The following is a 19,280-nucleotide window of genomic DNA, read 5'->3' as shown; positions in this document are numbered from 1 at the left end:
CTTAAAACAACTCCTTTATGGTTTGTACCCTATTATATCCCTTTTTGTGGAAACGGAAAGTGGACTGTTTGAATTGAAAACGAATTATTAAAACGTTTTAACGCTTTAATGTTCGTTTATATGTTTTATAAAATTAATTTATATGATAAAATGTTCGTTGAAAGTAATTAATGAACGGATAGTGGAGGAAAACATGAACGATTTACAAAATCAAGGGGCCGAAAGCATCAATTTATCAACCCCAAAAACAATTTTACTGGCTTTTCAACATTTACTAGCGATGTACGCCGGTGATATTTTGGTTCCGCTTTTGATCGGAGCGGCATTAAAGTTCGATGCACAACAGATGACGTATCTAATTTCAGTGGACATTTTTATGTGTGGTGTGGCGACCTTTTTACAAATTAAGAGGACGCCGTTAACCGGAATTGCCTTACCAGTTGTTTTGGGTTCGGCTGTTGAATACTTAGCACCAATGGAACATATCGGTAACACGCTTGGTTGGGGATACATGTATGGTGGAATTATTGCTGCCGGAGTTTTTGTATTCCTAATTAGTGGTCTTTTTGCCAGTTTGAGAAGATTTTTTCCAACTGTGGTAACAGGATCGTTGATCACGTTAATTGGTTTCACGTTAATTCCCGTGGCATTTCAAAATATTGGTGGCGGGAACGTCGCAGATAAAAATTTTGGAAACAGCTCTAATTTGATATTAGGATTTTTAACAGCGCTGATCATTATTTTGATTCAAGTATTTGCGCATGGTTTTGTTAAGCGAATTTCAGTTTTGTTAGGAATTTTGATTGGTTCACTGATTGCGGTAATGATGGGTTCAATCGATCTAACGCCGATTAGTCAGGCGGGATGGGTTCAAATTCCAATGCCATTTCATTTTGCAACACCGCGATTCGAATGGTCTTCCATTTTAACGATGCTGCTTGCTGCCGTGACTTGTATGATTGAATCAACGGGTGTTTACTTTGCATTGGCAGATATTACAAATCGGAAATTAACCGAAGACGACTTAAAACGCGGTTATCGTTCAGAAGGAATTGCAGCCATTTTTGGTGGAGTTTTTAATACATTCCCATATTCAACATTTTCTCAAAACGTTGGAATTGTGCAGTTGTCCGGAATTAAGAAGCTCAAACCAATTTATTTTTCAGCCGGAATGTTGTTAATTTTAGGATTAATTCCAAAGTTTAGTGCCATTGCGACGTTGATTCCAACCTCTGTCTTGGGTGGCGCGATGCTAGTCATGTTTGGTATGGTAGGGGCTCAAGGAGTAAAAATGCTATCTGAAGTCCCAATGACGGTTAATAACTTATTAGTAATTGCAATTTCAATTGGTATTGGATTAGGCGTTACGACACAACCAACGCTCTTCCATATCTTACCAACCAGTGTTCAAACGATTATTGACAATGGGATGGTAGTCGGCTGTATCACGGCAATCATTATGAACATTTTACTTAATGGAAATAAGGGTGTTGAAGCAGAATAAGGTTATACAATAAAAATTGTGCGGACGATCGAAGTTGAGTGACTTTAGCGGTTCCGTATATCAATATTGTTTCAAGTACAGCGGAAGGGTCTGTGACGAAAAAAATTACGTCACGGGCCTTTTTTTATTGCATAGCGGGAAATATAAACAGCATTATCGATGTTAACTTTTGAATCCTTAGGTATAATAAAAGAAAAACAATGGAGCGTGGTATCGGTGAAGCTAAACGTCGAATTAGAAGAAAATGTGACACGAATTGTATCCAGAGAAGAAGGCATTCAAATTGGAATTTATTCAGAAACCGAGAAACCAGTTATTAAAAAAGCAGGAATTGGGATTTTGATTCTTAAAGAGCGGATTGAAAATATTTTCAGAATTGAATCCGGGCTCGACATAAAGGGTAAAAATTGGGATCGATTGATCTTATTTACAGTTCCTTCTAGTTTAGAGATGCGGTATGTACTTCGAGGATTTATCAATGCTGCTTTACAAAATGAAGTCAAATTACCGCGGAGGTTCAAGGAAGAACCAATTCCGTCTAATATGCAAAAATTAATTACTGAATTTGTTCAACGTCAGATATTTATCATCAATCGTTTTGGAAGAGATCACCTTTTGGTTAAAGCACCAAAACGAAAGCCAGTTAAGACTCAACATCGTTGGAGTGCTGCCGTTAGTGTGGTTCCGTTTTATGTTGAAACTCCCGATAGTAAAGCTGAAATTCAGTGGATTAAGCGAAATGAAATGGTTATCCGAGCCGGTGCAACGATGAAAAAGGAAGCTCCATTAAATAAAGACGGTTCGCTCGGCTTTTCGGCTAAAATGGGACAAAAGGTGCGCGATGATCATCAAGATGCTTTTGAGAATTATGTAACGAAGAAGGATATCACGTTAAAAAGTGTTAATGAAGTTAGCTTGTTTTTATATTTTGCGGGGACCAATAGTTGGTTGAAGTTTAAAGACGCCGATGGGAAAACGATCGATGAGTGGACTAAAGGATAATAAGTATAAAATAAAATAGAGGCCGCAAACTGCGGTCTCTATTTTTTAAGTTTATTATTTAACTTTTGGTGTTTCTACGATTGTATCAGTCTTGCCTTTAGCAAATTGTTGGATTGCAACAATACGTGCTTGGCGACGACGACGTTCACGTTTGCCAGAAACTTTACGAGCACGGGCAAATGAGTTGTATGGTGTCTTCATGGTGATCCTCCTCAGAAAAAAATAATCAATTACTATTTTATGATGAATACTGGATAAAAGCAAATAAAATTATCAGACGGATTGCCGACTAGCATTTAAGCGGCTGACCGTCCGTAACGCCATTTGCCCAAAGACACGGATTAAAATGACCTGAATCGGCAGTTGAACTAAATTACTAATGATCCGCGCCGAATTATAATAGGCGGCGGCTGCAGCGCCAAAGTACATGGATTGCCAGATGAAGTTTAATCCCATGGTGACAATCAACATCACTAGCAGTCGGGCAATTAAAATTCTCCACCAGCTAAATTTACCGCGGTATAAAAACACGGATTGAATCAAATTCGCCGTCATGGCGCTGATCGCCCAGACCGGTAAATAAGGTCCGACCGGATTAGCAAAATAGCCAACCGTGTCACTTACTAAACCGAAGACGATTCCCGCCCATGGTCCAAAAAGGGCGGAAACAATGGCTGCCGGAATGTACTCAAAACTAACCAAGGTGAACTGGGGAGTTAGATGGATGGTTGTGTAACGTGCTAACACAACATCTAACGCTGCCAGTAAAGCCATAATGGTTAGGTTTCGCACAGAAAAAACATTTTTGATACTAAAGAAGTTCTTCATGCAAATCCCTCCAATTCTTTAATGGCCGCTTAGCGAATAAGGAAATAGCATGAAAGAACTTCCTATTCAACGGCGAGATGCGGAACTGACATCGCTGACTAGCATTCGTCCGTCGAGCAACTCTCCGTCTCTCTGGCACTTAACGCGTCAATTCCTACTCCATTGATAGAGCTAACCTCATTATAGCTAACTTAAAGCAAAAATAAAGAAAGGAATTCGTTAATTTGATTTAAAATCGTATATAATGAAAGTATCGATACAATAAAGAAGATAGATGAATGGAGCATGTATGCGATACCAATTTAGTAACAACTTAGAAGAAATTATTAGTGCAAAAAAAGTTTTGCAAAGATCAGGAATGAGTCAACGCCTATTACAACGAATTCAAAATGAGGGGCGATTAATTGATGAGAACGAACGAGATATTGGTTTTAAAGATAAATTAATGCCATTCGAATCAATTTGGATTGAGCTTCCAGATGAAGAACCAGACCCAAACGTTGCAGTCAGTGATGGAAACATCGACGTTATTTTCGAGGATGCGAACTGGCTGGTGGTTAATAAGCCGGCTGGATTAACATCGGTTCCGGGACCTAGCGACCGTGAAGATACTTTGGTTAACCGAATTAAGGGACATTGGCAGGAAATTGAATCAAAAAACATGGTCCCACATATCATTACAAGATTAGACAGGTTCACTAGCGGAATCGTTTTGGTTGCGCGACATCAGGTTTCAAATAGTTTGCTAAGTGAGCAGATTGCGCATCATAAAATTAAAAAAACGTATCTTGCGATGGTTGATGGACTTATCGAAACGGATAAGGGAACGTTTGATCAGCCAATCGGTTTAGCAGCCGATGGTATTCATCGTGAAGTCCGCGCTGATGGTCAAAACGCAACGACCAGCTTCAAAGTTTTGAAAAGATTTGGTGACCAAACTTTGGTTCAAATTCAATTAAAAACAGGAAGAACACATCAAATTCGCGTTCACTTTGCTAATGCAGGGCATCCCCTAATCGGCGATCAGCTATATGCGGGTCCGATGGATCGGGGAATTGAACGGCAAGCATTACACGCACAATCGATTCGCTTTTTTGATCCATTTACTGATCAAAAAGTTAGCTTTAAAGCCGAATTACCAGCCGATCTGAAAGAAATTGGAATGGAAGATTAAATTTTTAAATTTGGAATGCGACTTATTTTGTGGAAAAAAATCAATTATAGAAGTAGAATTTAAACGCTTAATTGTTTAATGTTATGTCTATAAAACAACCTGTGGAATCACAGCATACAATATTTTTTATAAAGTAGAATTTGGACTGCAGCAAATGCTATTTGGCAGTCCAGTCTGCAGATTGGAGATAATTATGGCAGAAGATAACAATGATTTTGAAGATGTACAAATGACTTTGGGGGAACCTGAATTCAATGCGATGTTAATGCAAATGAATCATGAAGTTAATGCAAGCAATGCTTCAGAATACAATTTTATGGGGAATAAGACACAAGAAGTTGGCGACAACGTCTGGGCCGTTCCAGCGTATTTAAGTGATGACTATGCCCTTTTCTTTCTATACACAGAAATTGATACGGGAGATTGGGTTTTAGCCTTTTCAGAAGCACAAATGGGCGAGGGCCAATTTAATCTTGGAACGCCAATGACGACGGGTGAAGGATTAAATCGTCTATTCGAACAAGATGCCGATCGGGCAAAGATGGTTTTGAGTTTTGTTAATGATATGGAAAAGGCCGGCGAGGGAGTCTGGCGAATGGTTGAAGAATAGTTTAATAATATAAAAGTAATTCAGAAGATATGGCAACGTTACATGTTAGCGCATCTTCTGAATTTTTAATTACTTAAATTTTTGGAAATATCTACCTTTGAATCACGCGCTTTGTTCGATGGTTGACTATGATATAATTAAATCTGATTGTTTAAAGAAAAAGGGGGGCGTCTTAATGGCATCAATTTTAATATTGCTTTTATTATTGGTATCAGTTGGAACTGGATACTGGTACCGATCAAAAAAACATGTCGAAGCGTTGATGCAAGCCCGTAGTGCCGCGCGACAGATTTTAAGTCAAGAACAAATTAAGACTCAACAAGCAGTTAACAAATATACGAAAAAAAGTAGAGAAGAAACTAAACAATATAAGGACGCGATTGATCAAGAATTGGACGATGATTTGCATGATAACCAGCGAAAAGAAGTTTGGATCGAGCAAAGAGTTGGAATGCTTAATCAAAAGAAAACCAATTTAACCAATCGGGCTGACAGTTTATCTCAAAAGAGGCAAAAATTAAAGGAACGTCGTGAAGAGACGCGGCAAACCTTAAATGATGCCAATCAACTTATTTCAAAACGTTGGCAAGTGCTTCAGAAAGTATCAAATTTAGAGGAGTCTCAGGCTAAAAAAGAGATCTTGGATGCTACAAGACGGGATATGGATCAATCACGGGATGAATTCATTAACAATGCACAAACGGAACTAGAAAGTTCGAGTGAACGAGAATCAGAGGATTTAATTGCATTAGCAATGGAACACAGTGCGATTAAAAGCATTCAATATGAAAACCATCGGAGCTTTATTGCGGATAGTCAAGAATATTTAGGGAAAATTATTGGTAATTCGGGCCAAAATGTTCGAGCGTTGGAGGCTTTAACGGGTGTGGATGTCATTATCGACGACCAGAACAAAGAAGTAATCATTAATGGCTACGATCCGGTCCACCGAACGATCGCAATGGAAACGATGGAATTGATAAAGGCTGAAAAACGGGTTGTACCAGATACCGTTGAAAAATTGGTCAACAAAGCAAACAAAGTGGTCGATCAACGAATTCGCCGTTATGGTGAAGACGCGGTGCGTGAATTAAAGCTTAAAAATGTTGCACCTGATTTGATTAAAATTATTGGTCGAATGCACTATCGGACTAGTTATGGTCAAAATATATTGGAGCATTCAATTGAAACCGCAAAATTGGCAGGAATCTTTGCCGTAGAGCTTGGTGAAGATCCAGTGATGGCAAGAAGAGCGGGATTATTACATGATATTGGAAAATCAATTGATCGTGATATTGAAGCAACCCATGTCGAACTTGGTGTGGAACTTACAACTCAATTTCATGAAAGCCCAGTGGTGATTAATACAATTGCTTCACATCATGGGGATGTTGAATCCAAATACGTGATTGCGGATCTGGTTGAAGCAGCTGATGCAATTTCGGGAGCACGTCAAGGTGCGCGAAGCGAGTCGGCAGCTGATTATCTGCAACGGATCAAGAGTCTGGAGGGAATTGCTAATAATCATCCTGAGGTTCAGGAAAGCTATGCAATTCAAGCCGGACGAGAATTACGGGTAATTGTTCAACCGAAGGATACCAATGATAAAAGCATCCACGTTCTAGCGACGGACGTAAAAAGTCAGATTGAAGAAGATGTTACTTATCCTGGACAGGTAAAAGTGACCGTTGTTAGGAAATTAGAAATTGTAGAATACGCGGAGAAAAAACAAGCATGAATGAAGATAGTGTCGAACAGATAGAAAAAATTGATAATTTCGTAAAAGAAAAATTGCAAGATGATTTAACCGGACACGATTATGCACATATTACGCGGGTGGTCGCAATGTCTAAAAAATTAATGGAAGATCAATCCGAAAAAGTAAATCAATTTGTTATCCTAGCTGCAGGTTATTTGCATGATGTGATTGATGAAAAGTTGGTCGAAAGTCAGGAGATGGCTGAAAGGCAAGTTGCTAATTTTTTAAGGGAACTGTCCGTTGATGATTATGATATTGCTCATATTTTTGACATTATTACTCATATGTCATTTTCAGATAATCTAGAACACAAATATAAACTTTCGCTAGAGGGGCAGATTGTTCAGGACTCAGATCGATTGGATGCAATTGGGGCGATAGGGATTGCACGAACTTTTTACTACGGTGGAGCTCACGGACACGTGATGTATGACCCTAGTATTAAGCCTCGTCAGGATATGTCACATGACGAATATCGTGACAATAAGACGGTGATTAATCATTTTTATGAAAAGTTATTACTTTTGAAAAAAGATATGAACACGCCGCTTGCAAAAAAGATTGCGGAAGAACGAACTGAATACATGCAAACATTTTTAACGAAATTTGAATCAGAGTGGAATTAACACAATTTAGGGGGAGTTTCAATGTTAAACGATGCTAACAACATTCCAAAAAAATATGTAGCAATATCGGCGGTAGTAGTTATTGTCTTAGCTCTTGGAGCAAAGATGCAAAATGAATTTATGCAGTTTTTTGACCAATTTTTTAGCAGTATTGTTCAAGGAGAGTTTTTTTCTTTCTTAGAGCCAATTATGCGGTTAATAACGAATATTGCTGACACGAAGTTAGGTTTGATATATGCGATTTTAATTGCGCTATATCTGTGGTTTAAAATGGATCAACGCGTTGATGCAATTTGGGTAATCTGTACGATGTTCGGCGGTGCCGTAGTTGCATTTTTGCTGAAAGAATTTGTTCAACGCGCTAGACCAACGATTGATCAAATCGTTCCTGAAACGGGATATAGTATGCCAAGTGGGCATGCCTTTGAAGCATTTTTAGTATTAGCTTTTATCTATTTATACTTCATTCGACCAATGGCAGATTCGAGCTTAAAAATGTGGTCAATACGAGGACTAGTAACTTGGCAGATTTTAGTCATGTGGTCCCGTATTTATATGGGAGCGCATTACCTAACAGATACGGTTACATCAGTTGCTTTGGGTGTGGTTTGGCTATGGGTGGCATTGCTGCTCTATCAAAAATTCTATGGTCTGATTGCAGGATACGTTTCGCCTGCAGTGGGTCAACACCAAAGAAGACATTAAATTATATTAAGGTATCAGCCTTACTTTTCTGTGCGACGTGCAATCAGAAAATATGGCTGGTACCTTTTTTACTAGATGAATAGATTGATTCTTAATTTGCTGACTTCCAATAATCAAATGGATAACAACAAGATTGGGTATTTCAAATTTATTGCATTTTTTAGTTAAAGAAGCATAATAATATTGATTAGAGAATGGGGGAAGTTTTATGGGAGATGAAAAAGAAACCACGGGAGTTAAGTTTTTTGAAGTAACAACGTTAAACTTGCTAATAACTGTCGCAGAATTCATCGGTGGCATTGCGTCAGGAAGCTTGTCACTATTATCAGACGCAATTCACAATTTGGGCGATAGCGCATCAATTGTCATGGCCTTTATTGCCAGCAAAATCAGTGCGTGTGCATCCAATCAATCCAAAACTTTTGGATACCGCAGGGCAGAGATTTTATCGTCGTACTTTAATTCGATTTTTTTGATAATCATGTCGGCAATGCTGATGTGGGAAGCTGTTCAACGACTAATTCATCCGGAAAAGGTTAACGGGAATTTAATGTTGATTGTTGCGGTGATTGGCTTTGTTGCTAATTTAGCTTCGGCGCTGTTGTTACACCGAGGATCAAGTGAAAGTTTAAATATAAAGGCCACCTACTTACATATTTTAAGTGATGCACTTTCTTCAATTGGCGTAATTATTGGAGCCGTCATTATTAAGAATTTTCATATTTATTGGGTAGACCCATTGATGACAATGTTAGTTTCGTTATACATCGCGTATGAAACAATTCCACTAATTATTGAATCAACCAATATTTTGATGGAGGCCGGTCCAAAACTTGATTATGATGCAATTCGGAATGAAGTTTTAGACGTTCCAGGAGTGGTTAATATGCATCATGTCCATACTTGGATGATTGACGAACATCGGGTAATGTTATCAGCACATATCAACTTAAAAGATGAATATTTAAGTGAAGTTGAGCCAGTTTATCGAACCATCGAAAAAATGTTAAAGGATAAATTTAATATTGAACATGTCACGTTACAAGCGGAGGTTGATCGCGGATTAGAATCGCATACGTTTACAACAAAGAGGGATGATGTGTGATTTTGATGATGGATTTTTTATTAAAACGATTTAATAAAAACCCGCTACTATAAAATGGTCTTGAAGGTATCTTTTTTAATTTGAGCATGCTATAATAAAGCTGTGCTTTTGGTTGGGTGCTTTTGGTCAGATTGTTTTATTTGAACTATCCCCATTACTACCGGCTCGAGCTACAAATTAAACAAAGCCATATTTATGGTTTACAGGAGGATGTTCATAATGGAACAAGGTACAGTTAAATGGTTTAACGCTGACAAGGGTTTTGGTTTTATCACTCGCGAAGATGGTAGTGACGTATTCGTTCACTTCTCAGCTATCCAAGGCGACGGATTCAAGACTCTTGAAGAAGGCCAATCAGTTTCTTTCGACGTTGAAGAAAGCGACCGTGGACCACAAGCAGTTAACGTAAACAAAAACTAATTTAAATTTTAAATAGTTATGAAGGTAGGAAGCTTCGGCGACCTACCTTTTTTTTGCGTAAAATGATAAAAGTTGAAAAAGAGCATTTATTTTTGTGTATAATAAGTTAATCGAAGTGGAGGCGTTGGATTATGATTGAAACAAGTCAGGTAATTAACACGTGCTTGCTTGCCGGTCGGATAATGATTGAAAATGGATCAGAGATGTCGCGAGCAGAAGATACCATGAAAAGAATAGCGACAAACTCCGGAATTAGCACCCTTAAAATTTTTGCCACGATTACAGGAATTATTATTTCAATTCCGAATTCAACAAATTCACAAGTTGAAGAAATTGAGCGGCGAGCAATTGACTTAGAAAAAGTTTCGGCAGTTAATACCTACTCTAGGCGATATGCTGAAAAGGAAATTACATTGGAAGAATTTTATCAAAAGCTTAGCACGCTAGACGAAGCGACGCCGTTCTTTCCATTCTGGTTACAAGTGTTGGGAGCGGCACTGGTAAGCGGACCATTGATGACTGCTTTTTCAGGAAATATGGTTGACTTAGGAATTACCACGTTAACCGGTGCATTTGGCTTCATTATCTTTTACTTTATTAATCGAATTCTAAATATTAAGTACATTAGCGAGTTTGTGGCTTCAATCGTCATTGGAATCGTAGCGGTTCTGGCTGTTCGGTGGGGAGTGGGGCATTCGGTTGATGATATTATCATCGGTTCTGTAATGCCTCTAGTTCCCGGAGTGCCATTGACAAACGCGGTCAGGGATATTTTAAATGGTCACCTGGTCAGCGGTCCTGCACGTGGTGTAGAAGCACTTCTATCAGCATGTGCAATTGGCTTTGGGATTGCATTTGTATTTCGTTTTCTTTAAACGGGGGATTAGGCAATGCAATTATTATTGGAGTTCTTTATGGCAGGAATTGCGACAATTGGCTTTGGGATTATCATTAATATTCCTCATCGAGCGTTGATTGTGGCTGGAATCATTGGTGGTGTTTCTTGGACGATTTACTGGGTGATGCTTCAAGTTCACCTTGGTTTAGCTCTTAGTGCACTAACAGCAACGACCGTTATCGCACTTCTCAGCCTGTTTGCGGCACGTAGGATGAAAATGCCAATGATTATTTTTAACATTCCAGGAATCGTACCACTGGTGCCTGGTGGGCAGGCTTATCAAATGATCAGAAATTTTGCCCTATCACATAATGACTTGGCAATTCACTTTATGATGGAAGTTGGCGAAATTGCGGGTTCGATTGGAATCGGCTTCTTAATGGCTGAGCTAATTGATCGACTTCAAAGAAGAATTGGAAATGAGTTAAAAAAAAGATTCACCAAAGCCGCGAGTCATGAGGATGAGGAATAATAATTATCATTTGATTAGAAAATAATTAAAAAACGATTGACATTAGATTAAACTAAAGATATACTTTGAAACATAAATTAATGAATCAAGATAAGGAGGTCCCCGCTATGAATAAACTATATGAAATGAACAACTCCGCTTATGCGGCGATCTCCAATTATCAAGATTTAGCCTTATTATTAAAGATCAAGGACCCGACATTGGTTGTAAGATAGCCCGCTATCTAATTACAAACAAAAAGTTGAGCCCTTATTTGCGTCTTTAATGATGAGGGCTGATAGCACGACAAAGACCCCATTCGTTGAAGAATGGGGTCTTTTTTATTTCATAAAATGGGAGGATTGCGTGGGTTGATTTGAATTTATTAAAAATTATTAGAAATGGAAAGTAGGAATCAGTCATGAAAAAGAATATTGTTAAGAAATTTATGTATATTGCATCAATTACTGCTACAACTGTAATTTTTGCAGCTTGTAGCACAGCCAAGACAACGAGCAAAGGCAATCAAGCGACTGGAAGCATAATCAAAATTGGCGAAAATATGGAGCTATCGGGCGCAGCCGGTGGGTATGGACAACAGCAAAAACAAGGAATTCAGATTGCGGTTGATGAAATTAATCGGCAAGGCGGTATCAACGTGGATGGGAAGAAGAAAAAGATTAAATTGATCGTCAAAGATAATAAAACTTCGAATAATACATCAGCATCTGTAGCAGCGCAACTTGCCAATAATGACAAGGTTTCTGCCATTGTTGGACCTGCAACAACCAATGCAGGAACGGCACAAATTCCAAACATTACAAAAGCTGGAGTCCCAAGTGTCAGTCCATCGGCGACTGATCCTAGTTATACTCTGATGAAAAATGGAAAAACGCAAAAATATGTTTTCCGAGCATGTTTTCAAAATAATTTTCAAGGTAACACCGCGGCAAAATTTGTTTCTAATAATTTGAAAGCTAAACGGGTTGCAATATTTGCTGATAATTCTAGCGATTATGGAACTGGTTTGGCAAAAGCATTTAAAAAGTCATTTAGTGGAAAAGTTGTTGATACACAGTACTTCTCCGAAGGCGATAAGGATTTTAATGCTGTGCTAACGTCGTTTAAGTCCAAGAAAGTTGATGCAATCTATGTACCTGGTTACTACACAGAAATTGGAACGATCATTAAACAAGCTCGTGAAGCCGGAATTAAAGTTCCAATTATTGGATCAGATGGAATGGCTGATCCAAAACTTGCTAAGATTGCCGGCAACAACAATGCAAGTAAAATCTATTACACCACACCATTTTCCGCAAAGGCGGCGTCCACAAGTGCAACGGCAAAAGGATTTATGAAAGAATATAAAGCAAAATACGGTTCGGAAGCGCCTACATTTTCAGCATTGGCATACGACTCTGTTTACATGATCAAAGCAGCCATCGAAAAGGAAAATTCGGCAGATTCTGAAAAAGTTGCCGAAGGACTTGCTAAATTGAAGGATGTCAAAGGAGTGGCGGGCAATATTACGGTTGACAGCAAACATGATCCCGAAAAACCAATCGTGGTTGAACAGCTTACAAATGGAAAAGTTTCTAAAACAACAGAAATTAAATAGGCGAAAATATCACTACCTTAATTTTGATGGAGGAAAATGTTTTGCAAATAATTTTTCAACAAATTATCAATGGCCTTTCTCTTGGAAGCATCTACGCGTTGCTTGCGTTAGGTTATACTATGGTTTACGGAATTATTAAGTTAATTAATTTTGCCCATGGTGATATCTATATGTTAGGGGCTTTCTGGGGCTTTTATGTCATTAATGAATGGCACTTTAATTTTATCGCTGCACTACTGAGTTCAATGGTTATTGGTGCAATTAGTGGAGTTACCATTGAATATTTTGCTTATCGACCCCTAAGGCATTCACCAAGGATTACGGCCTTGATTACGGCAATTGGTGTTTCATATTTACTAGAAAATGGAATGTCATACTCATTTTCATCAAATACGCGAAGTTTTCCACAGGTGATTAAACAGCATAGCTTTGACGTTGGTGGTGTACTGATTTCCAATATTCAAATTTTAATTCTGGTTACTTCGTGTGTTCTGATGGTTTTACTGCAAGTGATCATCAAAAAAACCAAGATGGGCAAAGCGATGCGTGCTGTTTCGGTCGATGCCGATGCGGCTGAACTTGTAGGAATTAACATAAATCATACAATTTCTTTTACATTTGCACTAGGATCTGCATTGGCTGGTGCCGCTGGGGTGCTGATTGGGCTTTACTATAATTCAATTGACCCATTGATGGGAATGACACCAGGAATTAAAGCTTTTATTGCTGCTGTTCTTGGTGGAATTGGATCAGTTCCAGGGGCCGCAGTGGGGGGATTCTTGATTGGGGTTCTAGAAACTTTCTTTCAAGCTATCGGTCTTTCCGCATACAAGGATGCGGTCGTCTACGTTGTACTAATTGCTATTTTGTTAATTCTGCCAGCCGGAATTTTCGGTAAAAATGTTAAAGAAAAAGTGTAGGTGGCGATGATGAGAGATAATTTTAAATACAATATTACATGGTTAATTATTATGGCCGCTGGCTTTTACATGATTAATACTTTAATTCTGGTCGGAATAGTTAATACATTTATTGAAAATATGCTAGTGACAATTGGGATCAATATTATTTTAGCAACCGGTCTAAATTTGGTGATTGGCTTTGCGGGACAATTTTCGTTAGGACATGCGGGTTTTATGGCGGTCGGAGCGTATGCAACAGCCATTATTACAAGCTCTGTAAGTGGGGGAAGCGGTTTTTACCTTTCACTGATAGTTGGTATTATTTTATCCGTCGTGATTGCGTTGATAGTTGGGATTCCGACGTTACGCCTACGTGGTGATTATCTGGCAATTGCAACAATGGGCGCGGCTGAAATTATTCGAATTGTGATTAACAATATGAAAATTACGGGTGGCGCAGCGGGCATTTTTAATATTCCACAGTTTGCATCGTGGCCAACCGTGTACATTATGGTGTGCATAACAACAATTGTGTTAACCAATTTTATCCACAGTCGCGACGGACGCGCAGTGATTGCCGTTCGCGAAGATGAAATTGCTGCAGAATCAGTTGGCGTGAATGTTTTTAAGTGGAAGCTAGCGGCATTTGTTTTTGGTGCGGCAACGGCAGCAATCGCCGGCTCGTTGCACGCGTCCTATTTACAAACAATTGCACCAAGTGAATTTGGAATAATGGAATCTATTTCAGTTTTAATCATCGTCGTGCTTGGTGGAATTGGCAGTATAACGGGAACCTTTGTTGCCGCAATTGCTCTGGGTGTAATTGATACGATTCTACAGAATTTTGGAGCACTTCGAATGGTCATCTACGCACTTGCTTTAATTTTGATCATGGTTTTTAAACCATCGGGACTGCTGGGAACAAAAGAACTTTCGATCAAGAGCATCTTTAAAAAAATTAAAAGTAGGAAGGAAGTAATCTGATGGCTGGACTACTTAAGATTGATAACTTAGCGAAAAAATTTGGGGGATTGACTGCCGTTTCGAATGTTTCGATGCATTTAAATCAAAATGAGTTGGTTGCTTTAATTGGCCCAAACGGAGCAGGAAAAACGACTTTATTTAATTTATTAACAGGCGTAATATCAGCATCTTCAGGCTCAATCGTTTTAGACGGAAGGAATGGAGCCGTCACGTTAAATGGAAAAAAGGCTAGTCAAATTGCACAAATGGGTTTAGCACGAACTTTTCAAAATATTCGGCTTTTTAAAGAGATGACGGTGGTTGAAAACGTCATGGTGGCAATGACCGATCGTTTTAATGAAAACTTCTTTTCCTCGATTTTCCGTACTCCAGCATTTTACAAAAAAGAGCAGATGATGAAAGATGAGGCATTAAAACTATTGACGATTTTTAACCTAGAGAAACAAGCTGAAACAAAGGCTAAAAATCTACCTTATGGAATTCAGCGCCGATTAGAAATCGTGCGGACGCTTGCAACAAATCCTCAAATATTATTTTTAGATGAACCAGCTGCTGGGATGAATCCGGAAGAGACCGCAGACTTAACGAGGCTAATTATTAAGGTGCAAAAAATGTTTCAAATTACAATTTTACTGATCGAACACGACATGTCGCTAGTAATGAATGTCGCAGAGAGAATTTATGTTTTGGACCATGGTTCCCTATTGGCTGAAGGAACTCCGGCTGAGATTCAAGATAATGATCAAGTAATTAAAGCATATTTAGGTGAAGAGGTGTAGGGATGCTAACAGTCAACGATTTATCTGTTAATTATGGTGTGATTAATGCCGTCAAAAAAGTTAGTTTTGAGATAGACGAGGGCGAGATTGTCTCTTTGATTGGATCAAATGGTGCAGGCAAAACAACCATTCTCAAAACGATATCAGGACTATTACGACCTAAAAATGGTGAGATTACATATTTAGGGACGAATATCAAACGGCATGGTGCACCAAGAATTGTCGCTGAAGGAATTTCACAGGTGCCTGAGGGGCGACATATATTTCCTGGGATGTCCGTCAAAGAAAATTTGCAAATGGGAGCTTTCTTAATAAAAAACAAAGCCAAAATTAAAGCAAACCTTGATGAAATATTTGAACGATTTCCGATTTTAAAAGATCGAATTAATCAAGATGCTGCGACGTTATCCGGTGGAGAACAACAAATGTTAGCAATGGCGCGAGCATTAATGGCAAAGCCTAAATTGATTTTGTTAGATGAGCCTTCTATGGGTCTCTCGCCGATTTTTATTAACGAAATATTTGATATTATTCAAAAAATTAATCAACAGGGCACGACAGTTTTATTGATTGAGCAAAATGCAAAAAAGGCGTTGTCAATTTCTGATCGAGCCTACGTGTTAGCCTCAGGAGAAGTTAAGATGACTGGAAGCGGAAAAGAATTACTCGCGAATGTGGAAGTTCAAAAGGCTTATCTGGGAGGTTGAATAAGTAGTGTACAGCCCAATAAAAAAATCTGTTGCTAGTAATCAGCTCAATCTACTAGCAACAGATATTGTGGAAACTTTTAAAAAAGATAATTCTTGAAAAGGTACGGTAGAATTATATTTGTTCTACTTTAAAAATAATGGTAAAACAACCACGGCGTTCATCAGGATGTGTGCAATCATTGAAGATTGGATACGTCCTGTTTTTTTATACAACCAGCAGAATAAGAGCCCGATAGCGGCGTATAAAAAGATATGACCATCATTATGCATAAAAGCAAAGGCCAGACTTGAGATAATGGCCATGATGGTAAAACCAAGGTTGGAGGTGAGTCCAAGTAGGGCACTTAAATTACCAAAAAGAACCTTTCTAAAGACAAGCTCTTCCATGATTGGAGCTCCCACCGTAATCGCCAAAATAAAAAACGGATTCGTCTTGGCTAAGGTGACCAAAGTGGCGGTGTTTGCAGACGTCGGATTTTTTCCTAGGACAAGCGTTAAATAACTAATGGCAAATTGAATTAAAATTACCAACGCCGTTCCAATGATTCCCCATAACAATGCTCGAAATAGTGAGCCACGATTGGATTCAATTCGATTAATTTCGTTTGTTTTAAAACTAATAAAGGATAGGATCACCGCACCTAAAAGATAATCAACTGTTTCAACCCAGATAAAGGACGCACCAAGGTTGATAAACGTGTTTAGCACACTTGGAAGTAAAAAAATAATGAAATAAGTAATTAAAGTTAAAATAGAACTTTTAGCAATTTTCATTTCGACACTCCTTTGTTCTTGATAGTATAGCATATTTAAAACACTGATAAATTTGTTTGGTTAGTAAAGGTCAAAAATGCTTGCAATCTTAAAAAATCATGTTATAGTTATCTTTGTAGTTAGCACTTAGAGATGAAGAGTGCTAAACATATCTTACAGTAAAGTATCTATATTTGGAGGGATTCACGTGTTAAAACCATTAGGAGATCGCGTTATATTAGAAGCTCAAGATGAAGAAGAACAAACTGTCGGAGGCATTGTGCTTGCAAGCAATGCTAAAGAAAAGTCCCAAACTGGAAAGATTATCGCTGTCGGTAACGGTACTGTTTTAGAAAACGGTGAAACATTGCCAATGAACGTTAAAGTGGGCGATACCGTAATTTATGATAAATATGCGGGTACAGAAGTTTCATATGAAGATCAAAAATATTTAGTTGTCCATGAAAAGGACTTAGTTGCAGTTGTTGAATAATTTATTTTAAAAATTTAGGGGTGTTAGATCGATGGCTAAAGAAATTAAGTTTTCAGAAGATGCACGTACAAAAATGCTTAAGGGTGTTGATAAATTAGCAGACACTGTTAAGTCAACAATTGGACCAAAGGGTCGAAACGTTGTTTTGGAACAATCATATGGTTCACCAACAATTACCAATGATGGTGTAACAATTGCCAAGGCAATCGAATTAGAAGATCATTTTGAAAATATGGGTGCTAAGTTAGTATCTGAAGTTGCTTCAAAGACAAACGATATTGCTGGAGACGGAACAACAACAGCAACTGTCTTAACCCAAGCAATTGTTAACGAAGGAATGAAGAACGTTACTGCTGGAGCAAATCCAGTTGGCATTCGCCGCGGAATTGAAAAAGCCACGGCTAAAGCAGTTGAAGCTTTACATGATATGTCACACGAAGTAAAGACAAAAGACGATATCGCACAGATTGCTTCAATTTCCTCTGCTAATCCAGAAGTTGGTGAATTAATCGCTAACGCAATGGATAAGGTTGGTAACGACGGTGTAATTACAATTGAAGAATCACGTGGTGTTGATACAACTCTTGATGTTGTTGAAGGGATGCAATTTGATCGTGGTTACATGTCACAATACATGGTGACTGATAACGATAAGATGGAAGCCAACCTTGATAACCCATATATTTTAATTACCGACAAAAAGATTGGTAATATTCAAGATATTCTTCCAGTGCTTCAATCCGTTGTTGAACAAAGTCGTTCACTATTAATCATCGCTGATGATATCACTGGTGAAGCTCTTCCAACACTTGTTTTAAACAAGATGCGTGGAACATTCAACGTTGTTGCAGTTAAGGCACCTGGCTTTGGTGATCGCCGTAAGGAACAACTTGAAGATATTGCTATTTTAACTGGCGGAACAGTGATCACGGATGATTTGGGACTAAATCTTAAAGATGTAACAATTGAACAACTTGGTCAATCAAACAAAGTTACGGTTACAAAAGATGATACAACGATTGTCGAAGGTGCTGGAGCTCAGGGCCAAATCGCAGAACGTGTTTCGATTATCAAACAACAAATTAGTGAAACAACTTCTGACTTTGATAGAGAAAAACTTCAAGAACGACTTGCTAAATTAGCAGGTGGCGTGGCAGTAATCCGTGTTGGTGCTGCAACCGAAACCGAATTGAAAGAAAAGAAGTACCGGATTGAAGATGCTTTAAATGCTACACGAGCTGCCGTTGAAGAAGGATTCGTTTCTGGTGGTGGTACAGCATTAGTAAACGTAATTTCAGCTCTTGACGACGTTGAAGCAGACGGTGATGAATTAACGGGTGTGAACATCGTTCGTCGTGCTCTTGAAGAACCAGTTCGCCAAATCGCTGAAAACGCGGGTGAAGAAGGTTCTGTAATCGTTACAAAGCTTAAGAGTCAAAAACCTGGTATTGGTTACAATGCGGCTAACGACGAATGGGTTGATATGATTGATGCCGGAATCGTTGACCCAACAAAGGTTACTCGTTCAGCACTTCAAAATGCTGCTAGTGTTTCAGCCTTACTATTGACGACTGAAGCGGTTGTAGCTGATTTACCTGAAGAAAATCCAGCACCTGCTGCACCAGCAGCACCTGGAATGGGCGGAATGATGTAATAAGTGATTAATAATGATTTAACATTGAGGGTTTGAAGAATGCCAAGATTCGCCGGATATTCAGCCAATCAGCGCTAAACTTTACTAACCCAGATGTGTAATTATTAAATAATTAAATTAAAATTAATCCCGACGAAATGAGTGAGAACTCGTCTTGTCGGGATTTTTTTGTGCTTAAATTTTTGTAATTTTTAGAAACAACGGTTAAAATCCATATATTACAAGTAAATTACACTCTATCAAGGTAAATTCTGTTATTATCAGTATATAAATTATAATGAAAAAGATGCTAGCTAATTCGGCAG

21 protein-coding genes and 1 riboswitch are annotated in these 19,280 nt (G+C 38.5%); of the genes, 18 read left to right on the top strand and 3 right to left on the bottom strand.

Annotated features, from left to right (window positions below):
* Window positions 1-193 precede the first annotated feature (193 nt).
* Complete coding sequence (locus IV81_RS03210) at window positions 194-1,504, top strand: nucleobase:cation symporter-2 family protein (RefSeq protein WP_057802234.1); 1,311 nt, start codon at window positions 194-196, stop codon at window positions 1,502-1,504.
* 216 nt (window positions 1,505-1,720) lie between these two features.
* Window positions 1,721-2,506 (top strand): hypothetical protein, encoded by a 786-nt coding sequence (locus IV81_RS03205; protein WP_057802232.1) that lies wholly within the window; start codon window positions 1,721-1,723, stop codon window positions 2,504-2,506.
* A gap of 54 nt (window positions 2,507-2,560) precedes the next feature.
* Here the strand turns inward: IV81_RS03205 and IV81_RS09380 are convergent, their stop codons facing one another.
* Both IV81_RS09380 and IV81_RS03200 read right to left on the bottom strand, forming a co-directional pair.
* Window positions 2,561-2,707 carry a hypothetical protein gene (locus tag IV81_RS09380; protein WP_164488201.1) on the bottom strand — a complete coding sequence of 49 codons (147 nt, stop codon included), beginning with the start codon at window positions 2,705-2,707 and terminating at the stop codon, window positions 2,561-2,563.
* Window positions 2,708-2,779: 72 nt separating this feature from the next.
* The gene (locus IV81_RS03200) at window positions 2,780-3,334 is read right to left on the bottom strand and encodes a folate family ECF transporter S component (RefSeq protein WP_057802229.1); all 555 of its coding nucleotides are present in this window, start codon (window positions 3,332-3,334) and stop codon (window positions 2,780-2,782) included.
* Between the two features lie 68 nt (window positions 3,335-3,402).
* A riboswitch (THF riboswitch) is annotated at window positions 3,403-3,498 on the bottom strand.
* Between the two features lie 125 nt (window positions 3,499-3,623).
* Here IV81_RS03200 and IV81_RS03195 point away from each other — a divergent pair.
* From IV81_RS03195 to IV81_RS03130, 14 genes are all read left to right on the top strand, one after another.
* A complete protein-coding gene (locus tag IV81_RS03195; RefSeq protein ID WP_057802228.1) occupies window positions 3,624-4,508 on the top strand; it encodes an RluA family pseudouridine synthase in 885 nt (294 codons plus the stop codon).
* A 193-nt stretch (window positions 4,509-4,701) separates the two neighbouring features.
* A complete protein-coding gene (locus IV81_RS03190) occupies window positions 4,702-5,118 on the top strand; it encodes a hypothetical protein (protein WP_057802226.1) in 417 nt (138 codons plus the stop codon).
* Between the two features lie 175 nt (window positions 5,119-5,293).
* A complete protein-coding gene (rny, locus tag IV81_RS03185) occupies window positions 5,294-6,856 on the top strand; it encodes a ribonuclease Y (RefSeq protein WP_057802224.1) in 1,563 nt (520 codons plus the stop codon).
* Window positions 6,853-7,503, top strand: a complete 651-nt coding sequence (locus IV81_RS03180) for an HD domain-containing protein (RefSeq protein ID WP_057802222.1) — start codon at window positions 6,853-6,855, stop codon at window positions 7,501-7,503. The genes rny and IV81_RS03180 overlap by 4 nt, the downstream gene beginning before the upstream one ends.
* 21 nt (window positions 7,504-7,524) lie before the next feature.
* The gene (locus IV81_RS03175) at window positions 7,525-8,208 is read left to right on the top strand and encodes a phosphatase PAP2 family protein (protein WP_057802220.1); all 684 of its coding nucleotides are present in this window, start codon (window positions 7,525-7,527) and stop codon (window positions 8,206-8,208) included.
* A gap of 208 nt (window positions 8,209-8,416) precedes the next feature.
* A complete protein-coding gene (locus IV81_RS03170) occupies window positions 8,417-9,313 on the top strand; it encodes a cation diffusion facilitator family transporter (protein WP_057802218.1) in 897 nt (298 codons plus the stop codon).
* A 219-nt stretch (window positions 9,314-9,532) separates the two neighbouring features.
* Complete coding sequence (locus tag IV81_RS03165) at window positions 9,533-9,733, top strand: cold-shock protein (protein ID WP_057802216.1); 201 nt, start codon at window positions 9,533-9,535, stop codon at window positions 9,731-9,733.
* Between the two features lie 131 nt (window positions 9,734-9,864).
* Window positions 9,865-10,608, top strand: a complete 744-nt coding sequence (locus IV81_RS03160) for a threonine/serine exporter family protein (RefSeq protein WP_057802214.1) — start codon at window positions 9,865-9,867, stop codon at window positions 10,606-10,608.
* 15 nt (window positions 10,609-10,623) lie between these two features.
* On the top strand, window positions 10,624-11,103 hold the full coding sequence (locus tag IV81_RS03155; protein ID WP_057802212.1) for a threonine/serine exporter family protein: 480 nt from the start codon (window positions 10,624-10,626) through the stop codon (window positions 11,101-11,103).
* Between the two features lie 400 nt (window positions 11,104-11,503).
* On the top strand, window positions 11,504-12,700 hold the full coding sequence (locus tag IV81_RS03150) for an ABC transporter substrate-binding protein (RefSeq protein WP_057802211.1): 1,197 nt from the start codon (window positions 11,504-11,506) through the stop codon (window positions 12,698-12,700).
* A 41-nt stretch (window positions 12,701-12,741) separates the two neighbouring features.
* Entirely contained in the window at window positions 12,742-13,620 is an 879-nt protein-coding gene (locus IV81_RS03145) for a branched-chain amino acid ABC transporter permease (protein ID WP_057802209.1), read from the top strand.
* A gap of 9 nt (window positions 13,621-13,629) precedes the next feature.
* Window positions 13,630-14,586: a branched-chain amino acid ABC transporter permease gene (locus IV81_RS03140; protein WP_057802206.1), complete on the top strand. Its 957-nt coding sequence runs from the start codon at window positions 13,630-13,632 to the stop codon at window positions 14,584-14,586.
* Window positions 14,586-15,365: an ABC transporter ATP-binding protein gene (locus IV81_RS03135; protein ID WP_057802205.1), complete on the top strand. Its 780-nt coding sequence runs from the start codon at window positions 14,586-14,588 to the stop codon at window positions 15,363-15,365. The genes IV81_RS03140 and IV81_RS03135 overlap by 1 nt, the downstream gene beginning before the upstream one ends.
* Before the next feature lie 2 nt (window positions 15,366-15,367).
* On the top strand, window positions 15,368-16,072 hold the full coding sequence (locus tag IV81_RS03130) for an ABC transporter ATP-binding protein (RefSeq protein ID WP_057802202.1): 705 nt from the start codon (window positions 15,368-15,370) through the stop codon (window positions 16,070-16,072).
* Window positions 16,073-16,198: 126 nt separating this feature from the next.
* On the opposite strand, the gene IV81_RS03125 is transcribed toward IV81_RS03130, so the two are convergent.
* Window positions 16,199-16,849 (bottom strand): CPBP family intramembrane glutamic endopeptidase, encoded by a 651-nt coding sequence (locus IV81_RS03125; protein WP_057802201.1) that lies wholly within the window; start codon window positions 16,847-16,849, stop codon window positions 16,199-16,201.
* Between the two features lie 187 nt (window positions 16,850-17,036).
* On the opposite strand from IV81_RS03125, the gene groES reads away from it, so the two are divergent.
* A complete protein-coding gene (gene groES, locus IV81_RS03120) occupies window positions 17,037-17,321 on the top strand; it encodes a co-chaperone GroES (protein WP_057802199.1) in 285 nt (94 codons plus the stop codon).
* 31 nt (window positions 17,322-17,352) lie between these two features.
* Window positions 17,353-18,975, top strand: a complete 1,623-nt coding sequence (gene groL, locus IV81_RS03115) for a chaperonin GroEL (protein ID WP_057802196.1) — start codon at window positions 17,353-17,355, stop codon at window positions 18,973-18,975.
* Window positions 18,976-19,280 lie beyond the last annotated feature (305 nt).

This window comes from Pediococcus stilesii, from assembly GCF_001437075.1.
In the GTDB taxonomy this organism is placed as follows: domain Bacteria; phylum Bacillota; class Bacilli; order Lactobacillales; family Lactobacillaceae; genus Pediococcus; species Pediococcus stilesii.
The sequence above is the reverse complement of the archived record's forward strand: the minus strand, read 5'-3'. Positions and strand labels throughout refer to the sequence as shown.